The 24,887-nt window shown below is 49.8% G+C and carries 20 protein-coding genes and 1 pseudogene; 12 read left to right on the top strand and 9 right to left on the bottom strand.

Annotation, left to right across the window (positions count from 1 at the left end):
* Positions 1–3: 3 nt before the first annotated feature.
* From ileS to xseA, 4 genes are all read right to left on the bottom strand, one after another.
* Positions 4–3,627 (bottom strand): isoleucine--tRNA ligase, encoded by a 3,624-nt coding sequence (ileS, locus tag PREMU_RS08960; RefSeq protein ID WP_007574673.1) that lies wholly within the window; start codon positions 3,625–3,627, stop codon positions 4–6.
* Between the two features lie 267 nt (positions 3,628–3,894).
* Entirely contained in the window at positions 3,895–4,911 is a 1,017-nt protein-coding gene (locus PREMU_RS08955; RefSeq protein WP_007574671.1) for a branched-chain amino acid aminotransferase, read from the bottom strand.
* An 85-nt stretch (positions 4,912–4,996) separates the two neighbouring features.
* Positions 4,997–5,191, bottom strand: coding sequence for an exodeoxyribonuclease VII small subunit (gene xseB, locus PREMU_RS08950; protein WP_007574669.1), 195 nt, complete (start codon positions 5,189–5,191; stop codon positions 4,997–4,999).
* Between the two features lie 12 nt (positions 5,192–5,203).
* Positions 5,204–6,526, bottom strand: a complete 1,323-nt coding sequence (gene xseA, locus PREMU_RS08945; protein ID WP_007574668.1) for an exodeoxyribonuclease VII large subunit — start codon at positions 6,524–6,526, stop codon at positions 5,204–5,206.
* Positions 6,527–6,595: 69 nt separating this feature from the next.
* Here xseA and PREMU_RS08940 point away from each other — a divergent pair, with 69 nt between their 5' ends.
* The 8 genes and pseudogenes from PREMU_RS08940 to PREMU_RS08905 all read left to right on the top strand — a co-directional run bounded on the left by PREMU_RS08940 (position 6,596) and on the right by PREMU_RS08905 (position 13,931).
* Positions 6,596–7,975, top strand: coding sequence for an MATE family efflux transporter (locus PREMU_RS08940; RefSeq protein ID WP_007574667.1), 1,380 nt, complete (start codon positions 6,596–6,598; stop codon positions 7,973–7,975).
* The gene (locus PREMU_RS08935; RefSeq protein WP_007574666.1) at positions 7,968–8,594 is read left to right on the top strand and encodes a cytidylate kinase-like family protein; all 627 of its coding nucleotides are present in this window, start codon (positions 7,968–7,970) and stop codon (positions 8,592–8,594) included. The genes PREMU_RS08940 and PREMU_RS08935 overlap by 8 nt, the downstream gene beginning before the upstream one ends.
* Positions 8,591–9,757: a dTDP-glucose 4,6-dehydratase gene (gene rfbB, locus PREMU_RS08930; RefSeq protein WP_007574665.1), complete on the top strand. Its 1,167-nt coding sequence runs from the start codon at positions 8,591–8,593 to the stop codon at positions 9,755–9,757. The genes PREMU_RS08935 and rfbB overlap by 4 nt, the downstream gene beginning before the upstream one ends.
* Complete coding sequence (locus PREMU_RS08925) at positions 9,726–10,094, top strand: RNA polymerase subunit sigma (RefSeq protein ID WP_223918649.1); 369 nt, start codon at positions 9,726–9,728, stop codon at positions 10,092–10,094. The genes rfbB and PREMU_RS08925 overlap by 32 nt, the downstream gene beginning before the upstream one ends.
* Before the next feature lie 5 nt (positions 10,095–10,099).
* Positions 10,100–11,290: pseudogene (gene purT, locus PREMU_RS08920) on the top strand (formate-dependent phosphoribosylglycinamide formyltransferase); the annotation flags it as partial.
* A 165-nt stretch (positions 11,291–11,455) separates the two neighbouring features.
* The gene (locus PREMU_RS08915; protein ID WP_007574662.1) at positions 11,456–11,878 is read left to right on the top strand and encodes a sugar 3,4-ketoisomerase; all 423 of its coding nucleotides are present in this window, start codon (positions 11,456–11,458) and stop codon (positions 11,876–11,878) included.
* Positions 11,866–12,813 (top strand): GNAT family N-acetyltransferase, encoded by a 948-nt coding sequence (locus tag PREMU_RS08910; protein ID WP_007574661.1) that lies wholly within the window; start codon positions 11,866–11,868, stop codon positions 12,811–12,813. Before PREMU_RS08915 ends, PREMU_RS08910 begins: the two co-directional genes overlap by 13 nt.
* Before the next feature lie 2 nt (positions 12,814–12,815).
* Entirely contained in the window at positions 12,816–13,931 is a 1,116-nt protein-coding gene (locus PREMU_RS08905; protein WP_040558838.1) for a DegT/DnrJ/EryC1/StrS family aminotransferase, read from the top strand.
* Here the strand turns inward: PREMU_RS08905 and PREMU_RS08900 are convergent.
* From PREMU_RS08900 to PREMU_RS08890, 3 genes are all read right to left on the bottom strand, one after another.
* Positions 13,922–15,415 carry an oligosaccharide flippase family protein gene (locus tag PREMU_RS08900; RefSeq protein ID WP_007574657.1) on the bottom strand — a complete coding sequence of 498 codons (1,494 nt, stop codon included), beginning with the start codon at positions 15,413–15,415 and terminating at the stop codon, positions 13,922–13,924. The two genes, PREMU_RS08905 and PREMU_RS08900, sit on opposite strands and share 10 nt — an antisense overlap.
* Before the next feature lie 81 nt (positions 15,416–15,496).
* Complete coding sequence (locus tag PREMU_RS08895; protein WP_007574655.1) at positions 15,497–16,078, bottom strand: LutC/YkgG family protein; 582 nt, start codon at positions 16,076–16,078, stop codon at positions 15,497–15,499.
* Positions 16,071–16,964, bottom strand: a complete 894-nt coding sequence (locus tag PREMU_RS08890) for a tRNA threonylcarbamoyladenosine dehydratase (protein ID WP_007574653.1) — start codon at positions 16,962–16,964, stop codon at positions 16,071–16,073. Before PREMU_RS08890 ends, PREMU_RS08895 begins: the two co-directional genes overlap by 8 nt.
* A gap of 73 nt (positions 16,965–17,037) precedes the next feature.
* Between PREMU_RS08890 and PREMU_RS08885 the strand changes: the two genes are divergently transcribed.
* A complete protein-coding gene (locus tag PREMU_RS08885; protein ID WP_007574652.1) occupies positions 17,038–17,418 on the top strand; it encodes a hypothetical protein in 381 nt (126 codons plus the stop codon).
* A 4-nt stretch (positions 17,419–17,422) separates the two neighbouring features.
* Here PREMU_RS08885 and hemW read toward each other — a convergent pair whose 3' ends face one another.
* Entirely contained in the window at positions 17,423–18,547 is a 1,125-nt protein-coding gene (hemW, locus tag PREMU_RS08880; RefSeq protein WP_007574650.1) for a radical SAM family heme chaperone HemW, read from the bottom strand.
* Positions 18,548–18,724: 177 nt separating this feature from the next.
* On the opposite strand from hemW, the gene PREMU_RS08875 reads away from it, so the two are divergent.
* The 3 genes from PREMU_RS08875 to rprY all read left to right on the top strand — a co-directional run bounded on the left by PREMU_RS08875 (position 18,725) and on the right by rprY (position 23,374).
* A complete protein-coding gene (locus PREMU_RS08875) occupies positions 18,725–20,890 on the top strand; it encodes an elongation factor G (RefSeq protein ID WP_007574648.1) in 2,166 nt (721 codons plus the stop codon).
* Between the two features lie 166 nt (positions 20,891–21,056).
* Positions 21,057–22,613 carry a sensor histidine kinase gene (locus tag PREMU_RS08870; RefSeq protein ID WP_007574646.1) on the top strand — a complete coding sequence of 519 codons (1,557 nt, stop codon included), beginning with the start codon at positions 21,057–21,059 and terminating at the stop codon, positions 22,611–22,613.
* Positions 22,614–22,675: 62 nt separating this feature from the next.
* Positions 22,676–23,374, top strand: coding sequence for a response regulator transcription factor RprY (gene rprY / locus PREMU_RS08865; RefSeq protein ID WP_007574644.1), 699 nt, complete (start codon positions 22,676–22,678; stop codon positions 23,372–23,374).
* Between the two features lie 248 nt (positions 23,375–23,622).
* Here the strand turns inward: rprY and PREMU_RS08860 are convergent, their stop codons facing one another.
* The gene (locus PREMU_RS08860; RefSeq protein ID WP_007574642.1) at positions 23,623–24,882 is read right to left on the bottom strand and encodes an efflux RND transporter periplasmic adaptor subunit; all 1,260 of its coding nucleotides are present in this window, start codon (positions 24,880–24,882) and stop codon (positions 23,623–23,625) included.
* Positions 24,883–24,887 lie beyond the last annotated feature (5 nt).

Below are 24,887 nucleotides of genomic sequence, written 5' to 3'. Positions count from 1 at the left end.
TGATTAATTATCTTTTTCGACTTTGATGTTCAGCTTAAATCCGTCCATGTCCACCTCGGTGCCATCGTTGTCGGCAATGATAATGGCATTGGCAAGCACCTGCCCTTTGATGAGGTCTCCACAAGCCGCTATGGCCGCATTAGTCTCTGCATGCGGAGCCACGGTCAGACGGATGCGGTCGGTAATCTCCAGGCCGCTGTCTTTACGAATATTCTGGATTCGGTTGATGAGCTCACGAGCCATGCCTTCATTTTTCAGCTCAGGGGTGAGGTTCACCTCAAGAGCCACCGTGAGATTGCCTTCGTTGCTGACAAGCCATCCGGGAATATCCTCAGAGATGATGTCTACATCCGCAGCGTCAATGGTAAGGGGTTGTCCTTCCACCTCAAAGACGAGAGAGCCCTTCGACTCCAATGCCGCTATCTCCTGTTGTGTAAGGCTGTTCATCTTGGCGGCGACGCCTTTCATAAGCTTGCCAAACTTCTTGCCCATGACTCGGAAATTGCACTTGACCCTCTTCACCAGAAAGCTGTCGTCCTCTACGAAATCGAGCTCTTTGACGTTTACCTCGCTTTTGATCAAGTCGGTCACAGCAGCAATGTGCTTTTTCTGCTCATTGCCGGCGGCCGGAATCATAATCTTTGCCAGCGGCTGACGCACTTTGATATTGACCTTTCGACGAAGAGCCAGCACCATTGAGGTAATTTGCTGGGCAATGGTCATGCGGGCTTCAAGGTCGGAATCGATCATGGTCTCGTCTGCTTTGGGGAAGAAATCGAGATGGACACTCTTCAATTGTCCGCCAAGATCATGGTAGAGCTCGTCGGCGAAGAAAGGAGCAAAGGGAGCTAACGTCTTGCTGACGGTCATCAGACAAGTATAGAGCGTTTGGTAAGCGCTGAGTTTGTCCTCGCTCATTTCCTTGCCCCAGAAACGTTTGCGGTTCAAGCGTACATACCAGTTGCTCAAGTCGTCATTGACAAAAGTGTCGATGAGGCGGCCTGCACGTGTGGGGTCGAAACCGTCAAGCTCTTTCTGCACACCCTTGACAAGCGTATTCAGGCACGAAAGAATCCAGCGGTCGATCTCGGTGCGCTTTTCAAGTGCCACCTGCGGTGTGGTGGGATCGAAGTGGTCAACGTTGGCGTAGAGCGCGAAGAAGCTGTATATATTATATAATGTGCCGAAGAACTTGCGGCGGCACTCATCCACACCGCTGGGGTCAAATTTCAGGTTGTCCCAGGGTTCAGAGTTGGTGAGCATATAGAAGCGTACGGGATCGGCGCCGAACTTGTCTATCATTTCAAATGGATTGGTGACATTGCCCACGTGCTTTGACATTTTGTTGCCCTTGGCGTCGAGGACGAGCCCTGAGGAGATCACATTCTTGAATGCCACGGAATCGAATACCATCGTAGCGATGGCGTGTAAGGTAAAGAACCAGCCGCGAGTTTGGTCAACACCTTCATTGATGAAGTCGGCAGGGAAAAATGCCGGTGGCACTGGTGTTCCCGTATAGGTACTGTCAACCAACTGCTTACGATACTCGACCTCATTCATCTCTTTTGCCTTAAGACCCTCCTTGGAAATTTCTCCTTCGAATGGATAATGAAGCTGCGCATAGGGCATGGAACCAGAGTCGAACCAAACGTCGATAAGATCACTTTCGCGCTTCATGGGCTTGCCTTCGTTGCTGACGAGGACGATGCGGTCGATATAAGGACGGTGAAGGTCAATTTTGTCGTAGTTCTCCTGGCTGTAGTCGCCGACAACGAATCCTGCGTCCTTGAGTGGGTTGCTCTTCATGATACCGGCTTTGACGGACTTTTCAATTTCATTGTAGAGCTCTTCAATGGAGCCGATGCACTTCTCATGCCGGTTCTCATCACGCCAAATAGGCAGAGGAGTGCCCCAGAAGCGCGAACGGGAAAGATTCCAGTCGTTGAGATTCTCCAGCCAGTTGCCAAAGCGGCCTGTACCTGTCGATTCGGGTTGCCAGTGGATGGTCTTGTTCAGGGCCACCATCTCTTCTTTCTTGGCAGTATCGCGGATGAACCAGCTGTCGAGAGGATAATAGAGGATAGGCTTGTCGGTACGCCACGAGTGAGGATAGTTGTGCACCATCTTCTGTATCTTAAAGGCTGTACCTTCCTGTTTCATCTCCATGCAGATAACAATGTTGAGGTCCTCGGCCTTCTCTGAAGCTTTGCGATCCCATACGCCGTCGGGATTGAATCTCGGATCATAGGCGTTCTTCACATAGTCGCCCTCATGGTGCCTGTAGGCCTCTACGTTGACGCAGTGCTTAACAAAATTCTCGTCGAGCTCGCTGAGGAGATAATATTTTCCTTGGAGGTCAACCATCGGGCGCGTCTCGCCCTGCTTGTTGATTAGGTAAAGTGCTGGAATCTTTGCATCGATACAGACCTTGGCATCATCAGCGCCAAAGGTGGATGCTGTGTGGACGATGCCGGTACCGTCTTCGGTCGTGACATAATCACCGGGGATAACGCGGAAAGCCTCACTCTCCATCTCCACGAACTTGTCGCGGCCGTCGGCGCTGGCAAAGACTTTATCGGGATATTGCTTAGCATACTCGTTGACAAACCTGTGGCTGTACTGGCTCACCTTCTCGCAAGGCTTCACCCACGGCATGAGTTGCTTGTAGTGGAATCCGACGAGGTCGGAGCCGGTCATGCTGTCAATGACGCGCCAGGGGCATGCTTTCCTGTCTTTATCATAAGCTGGGAGGGCGCCTTCTTTTATCTCTAAGGCAGGATCGAGGTAAGCCTCCACACGGCTCTTAGCGATGATGGCGGTAATAGGCTCGCCGTCGTAAGGGTTGTAAGTCTCCACGGCCACGTAGTCAATCTTTGGGCCGACACAGAGCGCCACGTTGGAAGGCAGAGTCCAGGGTGTTGTAGTCCAGGCAAGGAAGACTGGCTTGCCCCACTGGGTCCACGTCTTACGTGGGTCGGTGATAAGGAACTGCGCGGTGACCGTAGTGTCCTTCACGTCACGGTAACAGCCGGGTTGATTAAGCTCGTGAGAGCTCAGTCCTGTGCCGTCAGCGGGCGAATACGGCTGAATGGTGTAGCCTTTGTACAGCAATCCCTTATTGTAAAGTTGCTTCAAGAGCCACCACAGCGTCTCAATGTATTTGTTGTGGTATGTGACGTAAGGATGCTCAAGATCGACGAAATAGCCCATTTTCTTCGTCAGATCGTCCCATTCCTTCGTGAATTTGAGCACATCCTCATGGCAACGACGATTATATTCCTCCACGGAAATCTTCGTACCGATGTCCTTTTTGGTAATGTGCAGTTCCTTTTCTACGTTGATTTCCACCGGCAGCCCATGAGTATCCCAGCCGGCCTTACGCTTCACCTGGAAGCCCTGCATGGTCTTGTAGCGGTTGAAAGTATCCTTTATGGAGCGTGCCAGTACATGATGAATGCCGGGGTGGCCATTGGCAGAAGGAGGCCCCTCAAAGAAAATGAACTCGGGGCAGCCCTCGCGTTCATTAATGCTTTTATGGAAAATATCGTTTTTCTCCCATTCTGCTAACACCTCTTCGTTGGTCTTGGTGAGGTCAAGACAGTCGTGCTCGGCAAATCTCTTAGCCATCATTTATTCCTTTTTACTTTATCTTGTTTTCTGATACTTGGGCGCAAAGTTAGCAAAAAAAAAGCAGACCGTGCTTTTCCTCAACACTTTTTATGCTACTTTTGCCGCCTCCCGTAAGCTCCCGTAAGTAATTCCAATTCCACATGTGCGTCCCGTTAGACTGTTCTGACTCATCGGATAAAACCTGTGAGCGACGTAGATAAATGTTATCCCTGGTCCATCTGTCGGACTTCATTTTCTGTGGGCATGTAGTTGTCAATCAGACACTTAGTCGATGACTACGGTCGTCCATCCATGCTTGTCCTCGACAGTACCGTATTGGATGCCGCGCAGGGTTTCGTAGAGCTTTGTAGACCAAGGCCCTGGTTTGTCGCCAAAGACATATTTCTTACCGGTGTCGAGATCGTCGAGCTCTGAGATTGGCGAGATGACAGCAGCAGTACCACAAGCTCCAGCCTCCTCGAAGGTAGGCAGCTCTTCCTCGGGTACGGGGCGGCGCTCCACCTTCAGCCCCAGATCTTCAGCAATCTGCATCAGGCTCTTGTTGGTGATGGACGGCAGAATGGAAGTGCTCTTTGGTGTGACGTAGGTATTGTTCTTGATGCCGAAGAAGTTAGCTGCGCCGCACTCGTCTACGTATTTCTTCTCTCTGGCGTCGAGATAGAACTCTGAGCCATAGCCCTTTCCGGCCGCATACATATGCGCGCGCAACGATGCGGCATAGTTACCACCCACCTTGTAGCAGCCTGTACCTAAAGGTGCTGCACGGTCGAAGTCGCGTACAATGGCATATTTATTGCAGGCGAAGCCACCTTTGAAATAGGGGCCTACAGGTGTGACGAAGATGAGGAAGAGGTAATCCTTTGCCGGATGTACGCCAACCTGCGGGCTGATGCCGATGAGCAACGGGCGGATATACAGTGTTGCGCCACTCTCATAGGTAGGGATATAATCCTGATTGAGTCGTACGACTTTCTTGACCATCTCCTCAAACATTTCCGTGGACACCTTCGGCATGACGATGCCGTCGCAAGTTGATTGCAGTCGCTCGGCGTTGTCTTTTACGCGGAAGATGCGTACCTTGCCGTCAGGGCAACGGTATGCCTTCAGTCCTTCGAAGGCTTCCTGCCCATAGTGCAGGCAGGTTGCAGCCATGTGCATGTTAATGTATTCATCAGAGCAGACCTCTATCTCGCCCCATTTGCCGTCACGGTAGTAGCATCGTACATTGTAGTCTGTCTTACGATAGCCAAAAGTCAAATTTCCCCAATCTAAATCTTTCATAAGATACGTGTTTAAAATTACTTGCTAATAATTTAGTGCAAAATTAGCAATAATAATAACAAATCGATAATTTTGGTACGATTATTTATTCGTTATCCAGTATTTTTTTGATTTCTACGTCAGTTTTTGTCAGTTTATCCTTGCAGAGTTTGATCAGTTGTTGCGCTTTTTTCAGCTCTGTGGACAACTCGTCAATGCCGAGCTCATTGTCTTCCAGCTTTTCGACGATGGTCTCTAACTGGTGTACGGCATCTTCGTATTTGAGTTCTTGTTTAGCCATATTGATTGTTATTTATTTATGATGTGAACTATTACCAAGATGTATGATAGAAGTAAGCATTCCTTTTTCTACTTTTGTCTCTATTACATCCCCCTCTCTCACAGCGGATGGGTCGTGAAGCGCCTTCCCGTGAAGAAGAGTAATACTATAGCCCCGCTTGAGCAAGCGCTCCGGATCAAGGGCTTTGGCACGGAGTGTCAACTGTTCCAGGCGGTTGTGCTCGGTGGTCAGTCTTTTCTCGGTGAGCGGTCTGATGGTATTGGTCAGCATTGTGACCTTGTGCTGCTCCCGTGTCAATTGTTCTTTGATGGAGTTGGCAATGTCTGTCATGACGCGTTGCAGCTTCGCGCCTTGTCGCTCCTTCACTAATGAGAAAAGAATGGGAATGCGCTCTGAGACTCTGTCCAGTCTTGCCCACTCTGCCTCCATGCGCTGTTGCACATGGCCGGTGATGCGCTCGAGCAACGATTCAATATGGCTCCAAACGCCTGCAAGGTGATCAACGAGAAGAGCAGCGGCTGCCGTCGGAGTCTTTACACGTGTGTGGGAGACCATGTCAAGGATGCTCTCATCGCGGTCATGACCGATACCGGTAACGATGGGAAGAGGGAAGTTGGCCACATTCTCAGCTAAGGCCAGAGTGTCGAAACCGCTTAAGTCTGCCGTGGCACCTCCACCGCGAATGATGACGACGACATCGTAGTCGTCTACATTATTATAAATATCATTTAGCGCACTAATGACGGTTGGCTCCACTTGATCGCCCTGCATGATGGCAGGGAAGAGCTGAGTTTGGAATACGAAACCGTAGTCATTTTCGTGCAGCTGATGGCAGAAGTCGCCGTAACCGGCCGCGTTCTCGCTTGAAATGACCGCCACGCGCTGCGTGAACATGGGCATGGCAAGTTCTTTCTGCAGATCGAAGACCCCTTCCTCTTTCAGTTGCCGGATAATCTCCATGCGCTTGCGAGCCATGTCGCCTAAGGTGTATGTGGGGTCAATGTCCTGAACAATCCACGAAAAGCCATAGGCCGCATGGAAGTTGGCAGTGACGAGGAGCATTACTTTCATACCGGCATGGAGTTGCTGACCAGTGGTGTGTTCAAACTTAGGCTTGAGTCGCGTCCATGTTGTCTTCCAGCATTTGGCTGACGCACGGGCAACAGGCGTGGCTGAAAAGATGTCTTTCTGGATGAGCTCCATATAGCAATGCCCTCTTACTTCACGCGCTTCCGACAGCTCCGCTTCAACCCAATAGGCATGATCGAATGCTGTGTCAATGACATCACTCACAAGTGAGTTGAGTTCAAAAAGGGTAAGAGCATGCCGATTCATAAAAAAATATTTTTTGCAAAAGTAGCTTGAAAAACGCTAAAGCCCAAATTTATTTGTTACTTTTGCATCATGCATACAGATAATGACAATAAAAAGGCCACGTTGGCATTAGGTACCCAGCCCGTTGGCAAGCTATTGCTTCAATATGCTACGCCTGCTGTCATCGCTATGGTGGCCTCCTCGTTGTATAACATCATCGACCGTGCTTTTATTGGCCAGGTAGTGGGGCCGCTTGCTATTTCTGGTCTTGCCATCACTTTTCCTTTCATGAACCTCTCCAGCGCGTTCGGTGCCGCTGTTGGTGTTGGCGCTTCTACTGCTATATCCGTGAAGCTGGGGCAGAAAGACTACTTGACTGCAGAAGAGCTGCTTGGCAATACGGTAACGCTCAATCTTATTATTGGGTTTAGCTTTGCAGTGTTATGCTTGATTTTTCTTGATCCTATTTTGTATTTCTTCGGTGCGAGCAAGGCTACGATCCCTTACGCGCGGAGCTTCATGCAGATTATCCTTTGCGGAAATATGGTGACGCATATGTATCTCGGCATGAATGCTGTGCTACGCGCTGCCAGCAAGCCGCGCCAGGCTATGATGGCTACCATCTTCACCGTGGTAATGAATATACTGCTTGATGTGGTGTTCATTCCCATTCTCAAGTGGGGCATCCGTGGAGCGGCCTTTGCAACCATCATCTCGCAGTCGCTTGCCTTGGTCTATCAGTTGAGGCTTTTCACGAACAGAAACGAGCTGTTGCATTTGGAAAAAGGCATTTACAGGCTGAAGTCGCACTTGGTGAAAAACATCATCGCCATAGGAATATCGCCGTTTCTGATGAATGTCTGTGCTTGCATCATTGTCATTTTCATCAACAACCAGCTTGTTCACTTTGGCGGAGACCTGATGGTGGGCGCATACGGTATTGCCTCAGCTATCTCCACCGTCTTCGTGATGATTATCATTGGCTTGAACCAAGGCATGCAGCCCATTGCCGGATACAACTACGGCGCACAGAAGATAGACCGTCTGATGAAGGTGTTGCGGCTTGCCATCATCGCTGCCACGGTGATTATGACGACAGGTTGGGCCATCGCCATGTTGCTTCCCGATTACCTTGCGAGAATATTCACTTCCGATCCCACGCTCATAAAGATAGCCAAGCCGGCCATAAGGATCAACATGCTTGCCTTCCTGATAGTGGGCTTCCAGATGGTCGTCACCAACTTCTTCCAGTGTATAGGGAAGGTCAAAATCAGCATTTTCCTTTCCTTGTCGAGGCAGTTGTTGTTTCTTCTGCCGTTGCTTTACGTCTTGCCTTTGTTTTTCGGTGTGAATGGAGTGTGGTACTCGTTGCCGGCCTCCGATTTCACCGCAGCAGTCGTGGCAGCCATCATTATGGCTTTATATATGCGAAAATTCAAGAAGCAAATAATTAGTAAACATCATGAATAGTGATAAGAAAATCATCATCAATGTTGGTAGGCAGATAGGCTCTGGTGGCAGAGTTATCGCCAAGATGCTTGCGGATGAGTTCGGCTGCAAATTCTACGACAAGGAGCTGCTCAACCTTGCAGCGAAGGAGAGTGGCTTCAGCGAGAAGTTCTTTGAACAGAACGATGAGCAGAAGGGCTTTCTCAAGTCGCTTTTTCACGTGCATGTGCCTTTGATGGGCGAGAACAACTTCTATAAAAACAACTTCTCGCAGGATTCACTCTACAAGTTTCAAAGCGATGCCATCAAGAAAGCGGCTGAGGAGGGCAACTGTGTCTTCGTAGGCCGTACGGCCGACTATGTGCTGCGTGATTTCAAAAACACCATGAACATATTCATTACAGCCAACATCGACCAGCGCTTGCAGCGTGTATGCAAGCGTCATGATTTTGACCGTGCGCAGGCGCGAAAGTACATCCGGTCAATGGAAGACGACCGCGCTTCGTATTATAACTATTACACTGGTAAGACCTGGGGACATGCGGAGAGCTATGATCTCTGTATCAACTCAAGTATTTTGGGTCTCCAGGAAACCGAACATTTTATTGCCGAGTTCATCAAAAAACGCTTTTCATTATGAAAACTTATCTTGTCACCGGAGCTGCCGGATTCATTGGCTCCAACTTCATCAAGTATTTGCTTCACAAGAAATATGCCAATGATGACACTAAGGTTATTGTCCTTGATGCACTGACCTATGCTGGCAATTTAGGCACCATCAAGGACGATATCGACAATCAGCGCTGCTTCTTTATCAAGGGCGATATCCGTGACCGCAAGCTCGTGGACCGGTTGTTTGCCGAGAACGACATCGACTTTGTTGTCAACTTTGCAGCCGAGAGCCATGTCGACCGTTCCATTGAGGATCCGCAGCTCTTCTTGAGCGTGAACATTTTAGGTACTCAGAACCTTATGGACGCTGCCCGCCGTGCATGGGTAACGGGCAAGGACGCGCAGGGCTATCCCACCTGGAAGACAGGAAAGCGATACCACCAGGTATCTACCGACGAGGTCTACGGAGCTTTGGGCAACACGGGGTTCTTCACCGAGACAACACCGTTGTGCCCGCACAGCCCTTATTCTGCCAGCAAGGCGAGTGCCGACTTCTTTGTGCAGGCCTACCGCGACACTTACCACATGCCGGTGTCCATCACGCGTTGTTCCAATAACTATGGGCCATACCACTTCCCGGAGAAGCTCATTCCTCTGATTATCAACAATATTCTTGAGGGCAAGAAGCTCCCTGTCTACGGCGCTGGACTCAATGTGCGCGACTGGCTTTATGTGGAAGACCACTGCAAGGCCATTGACCTTGTGGTGCGTGAAGGGCGTGAAGGAGAGATCTACAATGTTGGCGGACACAACGAGATGAAGAATATCGATATCGTGAAGCTCACCATCAAGACCATTCACGACATGATGGAGGCCGACAAAGGACTGCGCCATGTGCTGAAAAAGCAGGTCCGCGATACGAAGGGCGACATCGACATCTCTTGGATTAACGATTCGCTCATTGAGCATGTGGCCGATCGTCTCGGCCACGACGCTCGCTATGCCATTGATCCCACAAAGATTAAGACGGAGTTGGGATGGTATCCTGAGACAAAGTTCGCTGACGGCATCGTGAAGACCATCAAGTGGAATCTCGACAACCAGCAGTGGATCAACGAGGTGACCAGCGGTGACTATCAGAAGTATTACGACATCATGTATGGAAAGGAGCGTCATGGACAACTTGCCTGAGGAGCTTAGACTTGACAGGTTTTCTATCCAGCTGCACCGCTATCTTCAGCTTGCGCAAGGCTCTGCTCTGCTTGTGAGCAATGCCGATAAGGCCAATCTCAACATCCTTTTAACGATGCTCGGGGCCGTTGACAAGGATATCATCGACGCCTACTACGGGCTTTTCGGCGGAAGCCGGAAGCCCGTGGAGCAGCTTGCGCTGAAATACCGTGTGCCCCAGTCGGCTATGCGCGAGATTATAGCAAAAGACCTTCATCGTATAGCCATCTCTCCTGAGTGGCAGATGATGATGAGGCGCATGAAACCCATCGTGCAAAGAAAAATAGGTTTTGTTTAAGCCATTCTAAATCAATGAAAAAGTTTTTGCTTTTAGGCTCAGGTGAACTGGGCAGGGAATTTACGATTGCCGCCAAACGTGCCGGACAATATGTCATCGCCTGCGACAAGTATGACAACGCACCTGCTATGCAGGTAGCCGATGAGTGTGAGGTCTTCTCCATGCTTGACGGCGACGCCCTCTCGGCTGTTGTGGCGCGGCACCGGCCCGACTTGATAGTGCCCGAGATAGAAGCAATCCGTACCGAGCGCCTTTTTGATTTCGAGGAAGAAGGTATCAGGGTGGTGCCCTCGGCGCGTGCCGTCAACTACACCATGAATCGCCGTGCCATTCGTGACCTGGCATCACGGGAACTGGGGCTGCGTACGGCGAGGTATTTCTATGCCAAGACCTTTGACGAGTTCAAGCGTGCTGCCGACGAGATAGGCTTTCCGTGCGTTGTCAAGCCGTTGATGTCTTCTTCCGGCCACGGCCAAAGCTATGTCCACGACGATGACGAACTTCAGGAGGCTTTCCGTGATGCCATGGAGGAAGGACGTGGTGATGTACGGGAGGTCATCATTGAGGAGTTTATCGACTTTGACTCTGAGTTCACGCTGCTCACCGTCACTCAGCAGCATGGCCCCACGCTCTTCTGCCCGCCCATCGGGCATGTGCAGAAAGGCGGTGACTACAGAGAGAGTTGGATGCCCTATGCCATCAGCGAGGATGCACTCAAGGTGGCCCAGCACATGGCCGACGAGGTGACCAGGGCTTTGACAGGCTATGGCATCTGGGGCGTGGAGTTTTTCCTGACCAGGCAGGGCGAGGTCATCTTCTCAGAGCTCTCGCCACGGCCTCACGACACGGGTATGGTGACACTGAGCCACTGCACCAACCTCAGTGAGTTTGAGCTTCACTTCCGTGCCGTCATGGGCCTCAACATCCCCGCCATTCACTTGGAGCACAGCGGCGCCTCTGCTGTAGTCTTATCGCCCGTGGAGAGCAATCAGCCGCTTGACTACAATCTTGCCGACGTTTGCCGTGAGGATCATGCGCGCGTGCGCATCTTTGGAAAGCCCGAAGCGCATGTGGGGCGTCGTATGGGCGTCGTCACTTGCTACGACAAGGTAGGTTGCGATATGACGGCCTTGCGCGATAAGACAAAGCGCCTGGCGAAGACCGTGTTGGGAACTGACCCTTACATGAAGAAATGAGAAAGTAACAGGCATTGCGATTACGGCGTAAAGGCGATGCGATTACGGTGTAGAGGCGATGCGATTACAGTGTAGAGGCGATGCGATTACAGTGTGGAGGCGTTGCGATTACAGTGTAAAGGCGATGCGATTACGGTGTAGACGCAAAATGGTCAGTATTGAGTTATGATGAAACAACGATTGGGCAGATTGATAACGCTGCAGAAAATTGCCGATCCACGCGGCAATCTTACTGTGGCCCAGCAACTTAAGGATGTGCCGTTTGCCATTAGCAGGGTTTACTGGACTTACGACATCCCTGGCGGCGCATGCCGTGGCGGTCATGCGCACAAGCATTGCAGGGAACTCATCGTTGCTGTGTCTGGGTCTTTCACCGTGACACTTGACAACGGCAAGGAACGTGAAAGCTACATGCTCAACCTTCCCAACAAGGGACTTTTTGTCGATACGGGCATCTGGCGGGTATTGGAGGACTTCTCTTCCGGAGCCGTTTGCCTGGTCCTTGCGGAAGATCCATATGACGAAAACGATTATATTTATAACTACGGAGAATTCCTTAAATACAGGTCTTCGGGATGTTCGAGATAAGACGCTATACCGGCAAGGACAGCAATGCGTGGAATGCATTCGTGAGGCAGTCGAAGCAAGGCACTTTCCTCTTCGACCGTCATTACATGGACTATCATCATGACCGCTTCACAGACTGCTCGTTCATGTTTTACCTGAAGGGCAATCCTTATGCACTGTTGCCTGCCAATGTCGACGGCGATACGCTATGGTCTCATCAGGGACTGACCTACGGAGGGCTGATTACCGGTGCGCATGCCACCGCTGCCGAGGTCTGCACGCTGTTTGAAGAGCTTATGGCCGAGCTCAGAAGGTTGGGAATCAAGCGGATGATTTATAAGCCGGTACCCTGGATTTATCAGCAGCTACCCTCGGAAGAAGATCTTTATGCCATCTTCAACCGTTGCCATGCACGGCTCTTAGTGCGTAATGTCTCGTCAGTGATTGACATGGGAAACGCGCTGAAATGGCGGCGTATCAGGCAGTTTGGTGCAGACAAGGCGCGGATGAACGGCCTTGGGGTAACGAGAGATGACAACGCGTATGGCTCCTTTTGGCATGTGTTAGAGGAGAATCTTGCCTCAGCACACCATACCAAGCCTGTTCATACCGTCAACGAGATGCTCCGGCTTCACACTTCTTTCCCTGACAACATCGCCCTCTATGTAGCGCGCTGGGAGGGTAAGGTGGTAGGTGGCGTATTGCTTTACGTATCCGCCAAAGTGGTACATGTACAGTATATCTCCGCCTCTCCGGAAGGCAAGCGCTTGCACGCCATTGATTCCATATTCCATAAAATCATCAAGGAGGACCGTGTGGACTGTCAATATTTTGATTTCGGTACGTCCAACGAAGACAGAGGCCGTTTTCTCAATGAGGGTCTCATCTATCAGAAGGAGGGATTTGGCGGAAGAGCGGTCTGCTACGACTGGTATGAGATAGAAACTAACTGCTAATGATGATTCCTTATCTCTCTTTGAAAAAGATGACAGGGCTGCATCAGGCTGAGATAGAAGCCGCGGTCATGCGTGTTGTTGAGGACGGATGGTATCTTCAGGGTGAGCAGACTCGTCGCTTTGAAGCTGACTATGCCCGCTTTATCGGCACTCGCTGTTGCGTAGGCTGTGGCAACGGGCTTGACGCGCTGACACTTATTTTCCGTGCCTACAGGGAGATGGGGCGTCTGAGCGAGGGTGATGAGGTCATTGTTCCCGCTAACACATATATCGCCTCCATTCTTTCCATTACGGAGAACCGGTTGAAACCCATCCTGATTGAACCCGACATCAATTCCCTCGAAATAGACGATGCCCTGATTGAGAAGGCAATCACGCCAAAGACCAAGGCCATTCTCTTGGTCCATCTTTACGGCCGTTGTGCCATGACGGCAGGCATCTCTGCTCTTTGCCAGCGTTACCACCTCCTGCTGATAGAGGATAATGCGCAGGCGCATGGGTGCAAGTACAATGGCAGGCGGACCGGCTCATTAGGTGACGCAGCCGCACACAGCTTTTATCCAGGCAAGAATCTTGGGGCATTAGGCGATGCGGGAGCCATCACTACCGATGATAAGGCGTTGGCTGACCTTTGCAGGGCTTTAGGCAACTATGGCTCCTCGCAGAAATATGTGTTCCCCTATAAAGGGCTTAACAGCCGCATTGACGAGTTGCAGGCAGCAGTGCTCAGTGTCAAGCTGCGCTATCTGGACGCGGAAAACCGCCGGAGAAAAGAGATTGCCCGACAGTATGCGCTGTATGTAGACAATCCCAAGCTGCGAATACCAGGCATGGAGTCTTGGATCAATGGAGACGTAGACCACGTGTTTCACATCTTTCCCATACTTTGTAGGACGCGGGATGCGCTGCAGCGTTACTTGGCGGAAAACGACGTCGGCACCATGATACACTATCCCATACCGCCTCACCGGCAAGTTTGCTATGCCGAATGGAACCGGTTGTCATTGCCGGTTACGGAGAAGATTCACCGTGAAGAGCTCAGCATACCTTGCAACCCAACGTTGACTGACGGGGAGATATGCCGGATTGTACATGCTCTCAATGCATATCAAGATTGAGAGGAATGGAAGTATTTTGCTTTCAGTTTGTCCCACAGGCGCGTACGCTTGTGCAGCTCTTTCAATGATAAATACAAACTGAGACAGAACAGCCCTGTTCCCGCGAGCCAATAAGTCCAGCTCTCTCCTGTCTTTGTCAAAACATAGGCCACAAGGCCAATAGGCAGCTGTTGGAGCATCAGTTTGACGGCCGAGCGAGAAAGCATGTAGCCATAGCGGAAGCGCATATAAACATTGAGCATGATGAAATCGAAGCAGGCTACTGACACGACGGCTGCGCCCAAACCAAAGAGTCCAAAGGCGTGGAAGCATCCGATGGAAATGAGAATATACACGACTGCATAGATACCCTCCATGAGAAGATACGACCTTGAGTCGCCTCTTGCTAACGGCAGGTAGGCAATGGGGAGCTTGACGGCACGCAGGTATAACGCCAGAGCCATGATTTGCGCCATAGCCGTGGCCGGCGAAAAAGTCCTTGAATAGAGTAGGGGAAGGATAAGAGGCAAGCCAATGATGAGGGCGACAAGCATGGGCGAGATGATGAGCAGCGACACTTCTATCTGCTTGTTCACGGTGGCGTTGAGTGTGGCTCCTGTCTGCTCAATGGCGGAGAGACGGGGGAAATAATCGGTTTCCATCGCTGAAAACACCATCCCGCCGTAGGTCATCGTGATCATGTAACCCGCATTGAAGAGCCCGAGAGTGTCGGGGGAACCGGCATTGTTGACAAACGACCGGATGAGAAAGTCGGAACCACTGCCAAATATCCCTGCAAAGAGAAAGGCAATGCCCAGCTTGATCATGCTCACGCCTCTCTGTAGCGTGGCTTTGTCGAGCCGGAACTGCATAGGGCAACAGTGGAGAGAGAAGGTCAAAGTCACCGCCAACTGTGTTAATGCCACAAGATTAATGGATGGCACGATAGCGCTGATGCCCAGAAAAAAGAAAAGAGGAACGGTCAGAATGAGCGCTAACACGATATTGATCAAGGAGATGTGTGCCAGTGCTCCCAGTTTGCGGACACCTTTGAGAATGGCGGTCTCACCCAGCGTCAAGGTGGTCATGGCGACAGCCGGCGACAACAATAGGAAATGAAGTGTATGCTTTCCCCATCCAAAAGTATAACGGCTCAGGAGTGGACTGAGCAACGCACAGACCAACATGCCGCCCAAGGCCGTTACCGTGGCCCAGGCACGAATGGTCTGAACAGACTGTTGTAGCTTCTGCTTATCGTTCTGTTCGTAGGCTTCGGAAAGATGTTTCACAGCGCTCACACCCACTCCGAGATTGGTGGAATCGCTGATAAACCGGATGGTGGTATTGAAAAGAGACATCAATCCCATGCCCATGGGGCCCAGCAGAATCGCCACAAGCTTGTTGCGCACTAAGGCAACGAGGATGCTCAAGGCCTGTACGCCACCAAAGAGACCTGTATATTTCAGGATATGGGTGTAGACGTTGTTCTGGCGTTTATCTTCCATCTTATGATTGACGTTCACACCTCATACCACACACATTATTTATATTATAATGTCTATATTATAATTGACACAGTAGAGGCATCAGCCGATAATAATCACTGTCACCCCGCGTGCTGCTTGTGCGCCCATGACGAGTGCCTGCTCAATGTCCGCAGTCTTTGAGGGGCCGCTAATAAAGGTGCCAAACTGATATTTCGGGTCAAAGCTGATACGACTGTAAGCTTCGTGCATGTTGTTTACTATGTTTTTCTTGTCAAGAATGATAACAAGATATTCGGAAATAAAGCAAATCGCCTTTTCCTTCATCGTTTGGGGAACCCAGATACAGCCATTTTCAGCTACACCTATCTTGCCTTCGACAATGCCCACGTCAGTACCGTCAAGATCTATCGCTTCAGTCACTGTGTCGGGGTTTTTCTGTGCTATCGTGATGGATGAAAGGTTGCTGGCAAATGTTTTGGCTTTGGGGTATTGTGCTTTGATGATAGCATTGAGATCATCATCCGGACCTGCTTCCACTACTTTCCCACCGACATGTTCGGTCATCTTTACAAACTGGGCGTAAGTGTCGGCATACTGGATGCCGTCAATATGCATGTCCGGCATGTCATATTGCTCATGTGTATTGGCGCGGAGCTTCTTGAATAAGTCTTCTTTATTCATCGATTGTGATTGTTTTCTTTCTTTCTACCACACGTTGCCGGTAATCTTGAAGATATGCCTCATGTTTTTCGGCTGCCACTCTTGCGTATGCGTTGTCCGGATCATTCTCCAAATCGATACGCATAGTGTGAGCATTGTTGACAAGATCCTTGACGACCTCTCCGCCGCAAATCAGTCCGGCCGCAGCAGGTACCCATGCATTGGAGCTTGGGATGGTGTGCCGTTCGGTGCACGCCCGCATATCCTTTGCCGGACAAATGCAGTGGTAGCGGCAACTGATGTCGGGCTGGTCAATGCTCTCAATAGGCAACTCGGGCGAATATACTACTTTTAAGTGCTTGATATCCGTTTTGCGAAGCTTCTTCCGGATGACTTTAGCCAATGGGTCGTTGATGGTCTTCCAGATGTCAGTGACCTGCAACTGTGTGGCATCAAGCTTATAGGCGGCTCCCATACAGGAGATGATAGGAATGTGCAGGTCGTGACAGCGCCGGATCAGGTCCAGTTTGGCTGTGACGGTGTCTATGCAATCAACGACATAATCGTAATGTGAGAAATCAAACTCGTCAGCATTGGATGGCAGATAAAATGTCTGGTACTTTCTTACGTGGCAACGAGGATTGATGTCATGGATGCGGTCCTCAGCCACATCAACCTTGTGACGCCCTACACTGGAGAGTGTCGCAAGGATCTGCCGGTTTACATTGGTCAGGCAAACACGGTCGTCGTCGATGATGTCCACTGCTCCCACGCCACTACGGGCAAGTACTTCTACGACATATCCCCCGACTCCGCCTACGCCGAAGACAGCCACGCGTGAGCCGTTGAGTGTATCAATAGCTGGCTTGCCAAGTAATAACTGTGTGCGTGAAAACTGATTTTGCATGATCTTTTTCTCTTTCTGTTGGCAAAGTTACTCATTTTTTCCTTATCTTTGCCACAGAAATGAAAAGAAAATCATGGCTGAAAACATTTACCCACATGAGTTTGAGACCTATTGGAAGGCCCATGAGGCATCCTTGATTCAGGCTGCGCCAAAGGTGCTGAGAGAAGAGCGCGAAAACAATGGAAAGATGAATACTGCGGGCGACTGGCTGTTGTTTGCCATTCCTATTATGGCGATGATCGGCTTCATGAATACTGATTTCATTGAGAAAGAGTTGCCAAAGTTTCTGGTAGCCCTTGCCATCGGTGTTGTCTGCTATGGTGTTTCCGTATACATTAAACCTTATGTCACGGGAAAACGCAATATTGTGGATATAGACGCCGACATCAAAGCTTACTTCTTTACTGTTTATGAGAAGGAGGGCATAAAGGGCCTTGATGCTGCCAGGGCGTAGGTCATCATACGTCCATCAGATCGCTCATGATGCGGTTGCTGATATTGATTCCCTCTCGTGTGAGATGGAGGTGATGGTCATTCACAGCCATGAGTCCGCGTTGAATATAGTCTTTCGCATTATCCATCAAGAATCTTTGGTGCTTGCCATCCAGTTTGGTTAGGTCGATACCCTCACGTGTTCGCAAGGCTGTGGTGACGATGTCATCGTAGTGTGTATCGCTGTCTATGACCTCTTCCTCATAAGGTAGTTGCCCGCTTTCTATGGAGTTCATGTACCTAAGGATATCATCTGGATTCCAATGTCTGGTGTGCTGATAGTAGGAGTGTGCGCCTGCGCCAATGCCTATGTAGGGGACATCGTGCCAGTAGCATGAATTGTGTTTGCTGCGCCAGGGACTTGTCGTATGGCCATCGAGCCATGCGAAGTTGCTGATTTCATAGTGCTCATAGCCGGCTGCGGCAAGCAGGTCTGTCAGAGCGTCGTACATGCGCAGGCTTAAGTCTTCGTCGGTCTCTTCTGTCAATCCTTGTTCGAGCATTCTGTAGAGCGGGGTGCCTTCCTCATACATCAGTCCATACGCTGAAATATGCTTTGGATGTAGGGCGATGGCATGCTTGACATCGCTTATCCAATCCTCCATGGTCTCTCCGGGAAAGTCGAACATCAAATCAATGCTGATGTTGTCGATGCCATTATGAAGTAGTGTATCAAAAGCCTGATCTACCTCTGACGCTGTATGGCGACGGTGCAGGAATCGAAGTCTCTCGTCGGAAAATGTTTGTGCTCCCATGCTGACGCGGTTCACAGGGAGGTCTTGAAACATTCCGTCTCGTATGTCGTCGGGATTGCACTCCATCGTTATCTCAGCTTGAGGACTGACATCATACTTATTATATATATGTGTGAATAGCCGGTGAAGGTCGCGATGTGCCAACTGGCTTGGTGTGCCTCCGCCAAGATAAATGGTCTTTATCGTTGGATGATATGGCAGTAAACGCATCTCCTCACAGAGAGCATCGACATAGCGCCTTCTAAGAGAAAGGGAGGTGGTGGAATAGAAACCGCAGTAGATGCATCGTGAAGCACAGAAAGGGATATGCAGGTAAAGTGCAGCTTGTGTCGACATATATTTGATTCTCCGAACAATTATCTTTATTTGAACACGAAATTACTAATTTCTTTTAAAATACTGCATATTTCTTGATATTTTCTTTGCCCTTTTCGCATTTCTTCTTAACTTTAGCACTGGTTTGCAATACAGACCCGTTGAAGAAATAAGGACTAACTTTAAAATATTTTTGATATGAGAGTTTATCAAACCAACGAGATTAAAAACATCGCGCTTATTGGCGCCAAAGGTAGCGGCAAGACCACGCTTGCCGAAAGCATGCTGTTCGAGGCAGGAGTCATCAAACGTCGTGGAACTGTGGAGGCTAAGAATACGGTCTCTGACTTTATGCCCGTAGAACTCAACCTTGGTTACTCAGTGTTTCCCACTGTCTTTCATGTAGAGTGGAATAATAAGAAGCTCAATATCATCGACTGTCCGGGATCAGACGACTTTGTCGGAGGCGCCATCACTGCCCTTAATGTCACTGACCAGGCAGTGATTCTCATCAACGGACAATACGGTCCGGAAGTGGGTACGCAGAACAACTTTCGCTATACTGAAAAGTTGAAGAAGCCTGTTATCTTCCTTATCAACCAGCTTGATTCGGAGAAATGTGACTTCGACAACCTCATTTCACAGATGCAAGACATCTATGGCAACAAATGTGTACAAATTCAGTATCCCCTTGAGACGGGTCCTGACTTCCATAGCCTCATTGATGTGCTCATCATGAAGAAACTCTCTTGGGGACCCGATGGCGGTGAGCCAAAGCGTGAAGAGATTCCTGCAGAGGAGAAAGAAAAAGCAGAGGAGTTGCATCGTACCTTGGTGGAAGCCGCCGCTGAGAACGATGATACACTGATGGAGAAGTTCTTTGAGGACGAGAACTCTCTGACCGAAGACGAGTTGCGTCTTGGTATCCGCAAAGGACTGATCAATCGTGACATGTTTCCGATTTTCTGCGTTGACGCTCACAAAGACATGGGAGTGCAGCGCCTGATGGAATTCCTCGGCAATGTTGTACCATTTGTCAGTGATATGCCTGCCTATCGCAACACCCGTGGAGAGGAAGTTGCTGCCGACAGCAACGGTCCGGAGAGCCTTTACTTCTTCAAGACTGGGCTGGAGCCGCATATCGGAGAGGTCAGTTATTTCAAGGTCATGAGCGGAAGAGTAAAGGCAGGAGACGACCTTACTAACGCTGACCGTGGCTCTAAGGAGCGTATTGGGCAAATCTATGCTTGCGCGGGAAGCAACCGTATCCCTGTGGACGAGCTGGAAGCCGGTGACATTGGGTGCACTGTTAAGTTGAAAGACGTGAAGACGGGGAATACACTGGATGGAAAAGACGACGACGGAATGAAGTTTGATTTTGTGAAATATCCGCGTCCTAAATACTCACGTGCCATCAAGGTAAAGAATCCACAGGACTTGGAGAAAGTGATGGCCGCTCTCTTGAAGATGAGGCAGGAAGATCCTACATGGGTCGTTGAGCAGAGCAAAGAGCTTCGTCAGACCATCATTCACGGACAAGGTGAATTTCACTTGCGCGTTTTGAAATGGCGTCTTGAGAACAACGAGAAGCTGCAAGTGGAATACGATGAGCCGCGTGTGCCCTATCGTGAGACCATCACAAAGAAGGCTCAGGCTACCTATCGCCATAAGAAGCAAAGCGGAGGTGCAGGGCAGTTTGGTGAAGTTTCTCTGATAGTGGAGCCCTATGCTGAAGGCATGCCGGACCCCGTTAGCTATAAATTCGGTGGACAGGAATTCAAGATGAATATCAAGTCTAAGGAGGAGAAAGACTTGCCATGGGGCGGTAAATTACAGTTCATCAACAGTGTGGTGGGTGGTGCCATTGACCTTAGGTTCATGCCTGCCATTCTCAAGGGAGTCATGGACTGCATGGAGCGTGGCCCGCTGACAGGCAGCTATGCACGTGATGTTCGTGTGGTGGTCTACGATGGAAAGATGCATCCCGTAGACTCTAATGAGCTCTCGTTCACACTGGCCGCACGTCATGCGTTCTCGGATGCGTTCAGAAATGCAGGGCCGAAGATTCTTGAGCCCATCTATGACCTTGAGGTTTATGTGCCGTCTGACTATATGGGCGACGTGATGAGTGATTTGCAGGGACGTCGTGCCATCATTATGGGCATGGATGCAGAGGCTGGTTACCAGAAGCTTACAGCAAAGATTCCTTTGAAGGAATTGTCCAACTATAGCGTTGCGCTCAGTTCGCTCACAGGTGGAAGGGCTTCATTTAATGCCAAATTCGCAAGTTACGAGCTCGTGCCCAATGATATTCAGACGAAACTCATTGCAAAGCATGAGGAAGAAGTGAAGGAAGAGGAGTAATCTTCACGCCCTTTTATTGTCATCCCAAGTAGTTTGATTTGAGCTACTTGGGATATTGTGTTTATATTGAATACTATATAGTGATTATTTGTTAATTCAAATTAATTAGGTTGATTTTCTTAACATCCAAGTGTTAACCGATTAAGTTAATTGCTATCTTTGCGGCATGAAGAAGAAGACGATATGGACGATAGCCGTCATTATGGGGATTTCCTTCGTAATCCTACTCTTCTTGCAGCTCACATATATCCGTGAGATGGCAAATATGAAAAAGGAGCAGTTTGACGAAAGTGTGAATCGTGCCCTCTATCAGGCTGCCCGTAATTTGGAGCTGAATGAGACGTTGCGGTATCTTGAAAGGGACGTCAGAGAGGCTGAACTGAAGTCGGGACATAAGGACGATAATCCTTTTAGCACTTCGGCAGAAGGCTTTGACAGCAGTTCACATCAGACCACTTCCGCGTTCCGTGGCTCCAGTTACCTTACCTTTCGTATGAAGACAAAAGCAGCCAATCCTGTTAAAATGCCGAAGGCTATGATTTTGATCAACGACCAGAATTCAAATAATGAGGCCAGTCGTTCGCTGCAGGAGATAGTGAAAAACAGGTATGTCTACCAGAAGGCCTTGCTTGATGAGGTAGTAATGAATATGCTTTACTCTGCCTCGGACAAGCCTTTGAAAGAGCGCGTCAACTTTAAGATACTTGACCAGGATATCAAGGCAGAACTCATCAACAATGGCGTGAACATCCCCTACCATTTTACAGTGACTACTCAAGATGGGCGTGAGGTGTACCGTTGTCCAGATTACACGGACGAGGGCTCAGAGTTTACTTACACCCAAGTGCTCTTTCGCAATGACCCCTCGTCGAAGATGGGCGTGGTGAGGGTTCATTTCCCTGACATCAACAGTTATATCTTCTCCAGCATCAAGTTTATGATACCCAGTGTATTCTTTACGCTGATATTGTTGGTGACATTCATTATCACGCTTGCCATTGTTTTTCGACAGAAGCGTTATAATGAGATCAAGAACGATTTTGTCAATAATATGACACATGAGCTCAAGACTCCTATCGCCAGCATATCGCTTGCCACACAGATGCTCAACGATGACACGGTGGCAAAGTCTGAGAAGATGACCAAGCATTTGGTGGGTGTTATCACCGATGAGACAAAGCGGCTCCGCTTCCTTGTAGAGAAGGTACTGCAAATGTCCATGTTCGACCGCAAGAAGTCTTCGTTCAAGAAGAAACATCTTGACCTTAACGAGATGGTTGAGTCCATTGCCAATAGCTTCTCTCTGCGCGTGGAGCATACAGGCGGACAAATCAACGTGGACATTGGCGCCGTTGATTCTACCATTTATGTGGATGAAGTCAACTTCCAGAATGTCATTTTCAATTTGATGGACAACGCTGTGAAATACCGTAAGCCGGATCAACCTGTCAGCATTTTCCTTAAGACGTGGAATGATGACAAGTGGCTTTGCCTCTCGGTGCATGATACCGGCAAAGGCATTAAGAAAGATGATTTGAAGAAGATCTTTGAGAAATTCTATCGTGTAGGGACGGGAAATGTTCATGATGTGAAGGGATTTGGACTCGGTCTGGCTTATGTGAAGAAGGTGGTGGACCTTCATGACGGTGAAATCAAGGTAGAAAGTGAATACGGCAAAGGCTCTACGTTCACCATTAAATTGCCGGTGATCCACGATGAATAGACCGGATTGTTAAAGTTGAACAGATGGATAACAGACAATAAATTATTTAAACTGAATATATTATGGAAGAAAAGACAAAAATTTTGCTTTGTGAAGACGACGAGAACCTCGGAACATTGTTGTGCGAATACCTCATTGCCAAGGGCTTTGACGCTGTGCTTTGCCCTGACGGCGAAGTTGGTTTCCGTGAGTTTCAGAAGGATAAGTACGACATCTGCATCCTTGATGTCATGATGCCAAAGAAGGATGGTTTCACGCTGGCCGGCGAGATTCGTCAGATCAATTCGCAGGTACCTATCATCTTCCTTACAGCCCGTGTGCAGAAGGAGGATGTTTTGGAAGGTTTTGACAAAGGTGCCGATGACTATATCACTAAGCCTTTCTCGATGGAAGAACTTGTGAAGCGTGTCGAGGCAATCCTTCGCCGCGTGAAAGGAAAGAAGAATCGCGAGAGTACGAAATACAAAATTGGTAAGTATACGTTTGATACGCAGAAGCAGCTGCTTACCATCGGCGAGAAACAAACCAAGCTCACTACGAAAGAGAATGAGCTGCTCTCACTGCTCTGCTCACATGCAAACGAGATTCTCAAGCGCAATGACGCCTTGCGCACCATCTGGATCGATGACAACTATTTCAACGCCCGCTCGATGGATGTCTACATCACGAAGCTGCGCAAGCATCTTAAGGACGATGATCAGGTGGAGATCATCAATATCCATGGTCAGGGCTACAAGCTCATTATTCCTGACGAGGAGTAACCTCACCGTTTAGAATCCTACGAAAGGGCTGTATCGGAGGCATGAGTATGCTCCGGTACAGCATTGCCTCTACGCCGTAATCGCATTGCGATTACGGCGTAAAGGCATTGCGATTACGGCGTAAAGGCGATGCGATTACAGTGTAAAGGCATTGCGATTACGGCGTAAAGGCATTGCGATTACGGCGTAAAGGCGACGCGATTACGGCGTAGTCACAGAGTGATGATGATGGAAGAGCACTGAAAGCTTTACCGGTTCATCATGCTTTTCTTTCCGGCGAGCTGTGCGGAAGCGTCAACGGCAAAGGTGCCGTTGGTCACGATGGTTTCGCCTTCGGTCAGTCCGCCGGTGATGACATAGGCGTCGGGAAGACTTGGGCCCAGCGTTACTTCGCGCAGAGAGAAGGTGGGTTGCGACATGCCTTCGTCCTTGACATAGACCACACTGCGCTTGCCCGTCCACAGTACAGCTGACTTCGGTACCACAATGTCGTTTTCATAGCCCTTCATGCGGGCCGCGGCATAGCCGGAGATAATCATTTGTGGCTTGAAGATGCCGTTGGGATTGGCCATCACCACACGTACGCCGGCCGTGCGGCTCTTGTCGTCGATGATTGGGTCGATAAAGCTCACCTTGCCGGTGAATGATCGGCCTGGCATGCTCTCTGTAGTGAATCGCACGGTGGAGCCGACTTTGACGAAGGGCAGATCGCCCTCATAGGCCTGGAAAACAGCCCATACGGTGTTGAGGTTGGCGATTTTCAGGAGAGGCTGTCCTTGCTTGACGTAGTCGCCTTGCTCCACCTGCTTGTCGACAACGGTACCGCTGGTGTTGGCCTTGAGGGTGATATAGGGTGAGGCTTTCTTCGTCCTGATGACGCGGTTGATCTGTGCACGGTCAATCTGTAGCAGTTCAAGCTTCTCCACGGCAGCCTCCACGAGTGCCTTCCGCTGGTCAGCCATCGGGAAGGCCAGGGCTTGTACGAGTTCCTGCTCAGCGGCATAGAGTGCCGGCGAGTAGATGACAGCCAACGTCTGTCCACGGCTCACGCGGTCGCCTATGGCGTTGATGAAAATCCGCTCCACACGACCGTCGACGTAAGCGCTCTGCACCTGCTCCAGCCGCTCATCGGGCTCGATCTTGCCGAAGAGGCGCAACTCCTTGGCCGTGGTGCCGGTGCCCACGGTCTCGGTCTGTACGTTGGCCAGAGCCATTGCCTCATCACTGAGCGTGATGGCGTCGGGATTCATGTTCATGTCTGCCGACTTAGCATGGCTGTCTTTGTTCAGCGGAATCAGATCCATTCCACAGATGGGGCATTTGCCTGGATGGTCCTGCCTGACCTGCGGGTCCATGGAGCAGGTCCAGATGGTCTTTTCCTCCGATGCCTCCGTATGGCTGTGGTTGCCTCCATGGAAGGCCACGTAGCCGATGCCGACTCCTATGGCAACGGCGAGCGCCACCAGCCAGAGCTGGTGATGCCTGATAATGCTTTTTATGTCTTTCATAAACA

The sequence above is a fragment of the Hallella multisaccharivorax DSM 17128 genome (assembly GCF_000218235.1).
Lineage (GTDB): Bacteria > Bacteroidota > Bacteroidia > Bacteroidales > Bacteroidaceae > Prevotella > Prevotella multisaccharivorax.
This window is presented reverse-complemented; position numbering and strand designations above follow the sequence as displayed.

Excerpts from the sequence above, each read along its gene's own strand:
- ileS (WP_007574673.1), bottom strand. The coding sequence starts at position 3,627 with ATGGCTAAGAGATTTGCCGAGCACGACTGTCTTGACCTCACCAAGACC.
- PREMU_RS08955 (WP_007574671.1), bottom strand. The coding sequence starts at position 4,911 with ATGAAAGATTTAGATTGGGGAAATTTGACTTTTGGCTATCGTAAGACA.
- xseB (WP_007574669.1), bottom strand. The coding sequence starts at position 5,191 with ATGGCTAAACAAGAACTCAAATACGAAGATGCCGTACACCAGTTAGAG.
- xseA (WP_007574668.1), bottom strand. The coding sequence starts at position 6,526 with ATGAATCGGCATGCTCTTACCCTTTTTGAACTCAACTCACTTGTGAGT.
- PREMU_RS08940 (WP_007574667.1), top strand. The coding sequence starts at position 6,596 with ATGCATACAGATAATGACAATAAAAAGGCCACGTTGGCATTAGGTACC.
- PREMU_RS08935 (WP_007574666.1), top strand. The coding sequence starts at position 7,968 with ATGAATAGTGATAAGAAAATCATCATCAATGTTGGTAGGCAGATAGGC.
- rfbB (WP_007574665.1), top strand. The coding sequence starts at position 8,591 with ATGAAAACTTATCTTGTCACCGGAGCTGCCGGATTCATTGGCTCCAAC.
- PREMU_RS08925 (WP_223918649.1), top strand. The coding sequence starts at position 9,726 with ATGGAAAGGAGCGTCATGGACAACTTGCCTGAGGAGCTTAGACTTGAC.
- PREMU_RS08915 (WP_007574662.1), top strand. The coding sequence starts at position 11,456 with ATGATGAAACAACGATTGGGCAGATTGATAACGCTGCAGAAAATTGCC.
- PREMU_RS08910 (WP_007574661.1), top strand. The coding sequence starts at position 11,866 with ATGTTCGAGATAAGACGCTATACCGGCAAGGACAGCAATGCGTGGAAT.
- PREMU_RS08905 (WP_040558838.1), top strand. The coding sequence starts at position 12,816 with ATGATTCCTTATCTCTCTTTGAAAAAGATGACAGGGCTGCATCAGGCT.
- PREMU_RS08900 (WP_007574657.1), bottom strand. The coding sequence starts at position 15,415 with ATGGAAGATAAACGCCAGAACAACGTCTACACCCATATCCTGAAATAT.
- PREMU_RS08895 (WP_007574655.1), bottom strand. The coding sequence starts at position 16,078 with ATGAATAAAGAAGACTTATTCAAGAAGCTCCGCGCCAATACACATGAG.
- PREMU_RS08890 (WP_007574653.1), bottom strand. The coding sequence starts at position 16,964 with ATGCAAAATCAGTTTTCACGCACACAGTTATTACTTGGCAAGCCAGCT.
- PREMU_RS08885 (WP_007574652.1), top strand. The coding sequence starts at position 17,038 with ATGGCTGAAAACATTTACCCACATGAGTTTGAGACCTATTGGAAGGCC.
- hemW (WP_007574650.1), bottom strand. The coding sequence starts at position 18,547 with ATGTCGACACAAGCTGCACTTTACCTGCATATCCCTTTCTGTGCTTCA.
- PREMU_RS08875 (WP_007574648.1), top strand. The coding sequence starts at position 18,725 with ATGAGAGTTTATCAAACCAACGAGATTAAAAACATCGCGCTTATTGGC.
- PREMU_RS08870 (WP_007574646.1), top strand. The coding sequence starts at position 21,057 with ATGAAGAAGAAGACGATATGGACGATAGCCGTCATTATGGGGATTTCC.
- rprY (WP_007574644.1), top strand. The coding sequence starts at position 22,676 with ATGGAAGAAAAGACAAAAATTTTGCTTTGTGAAGACGACGAGAACCTC.
- PREMU_RS08860 (WP_007574642.1), bottom strand. The coding sequence starts at position 24,882 with ATGAAAGACATAAAAAGCATTATCAGGCATCACCAGCTCTGGCTGGTG.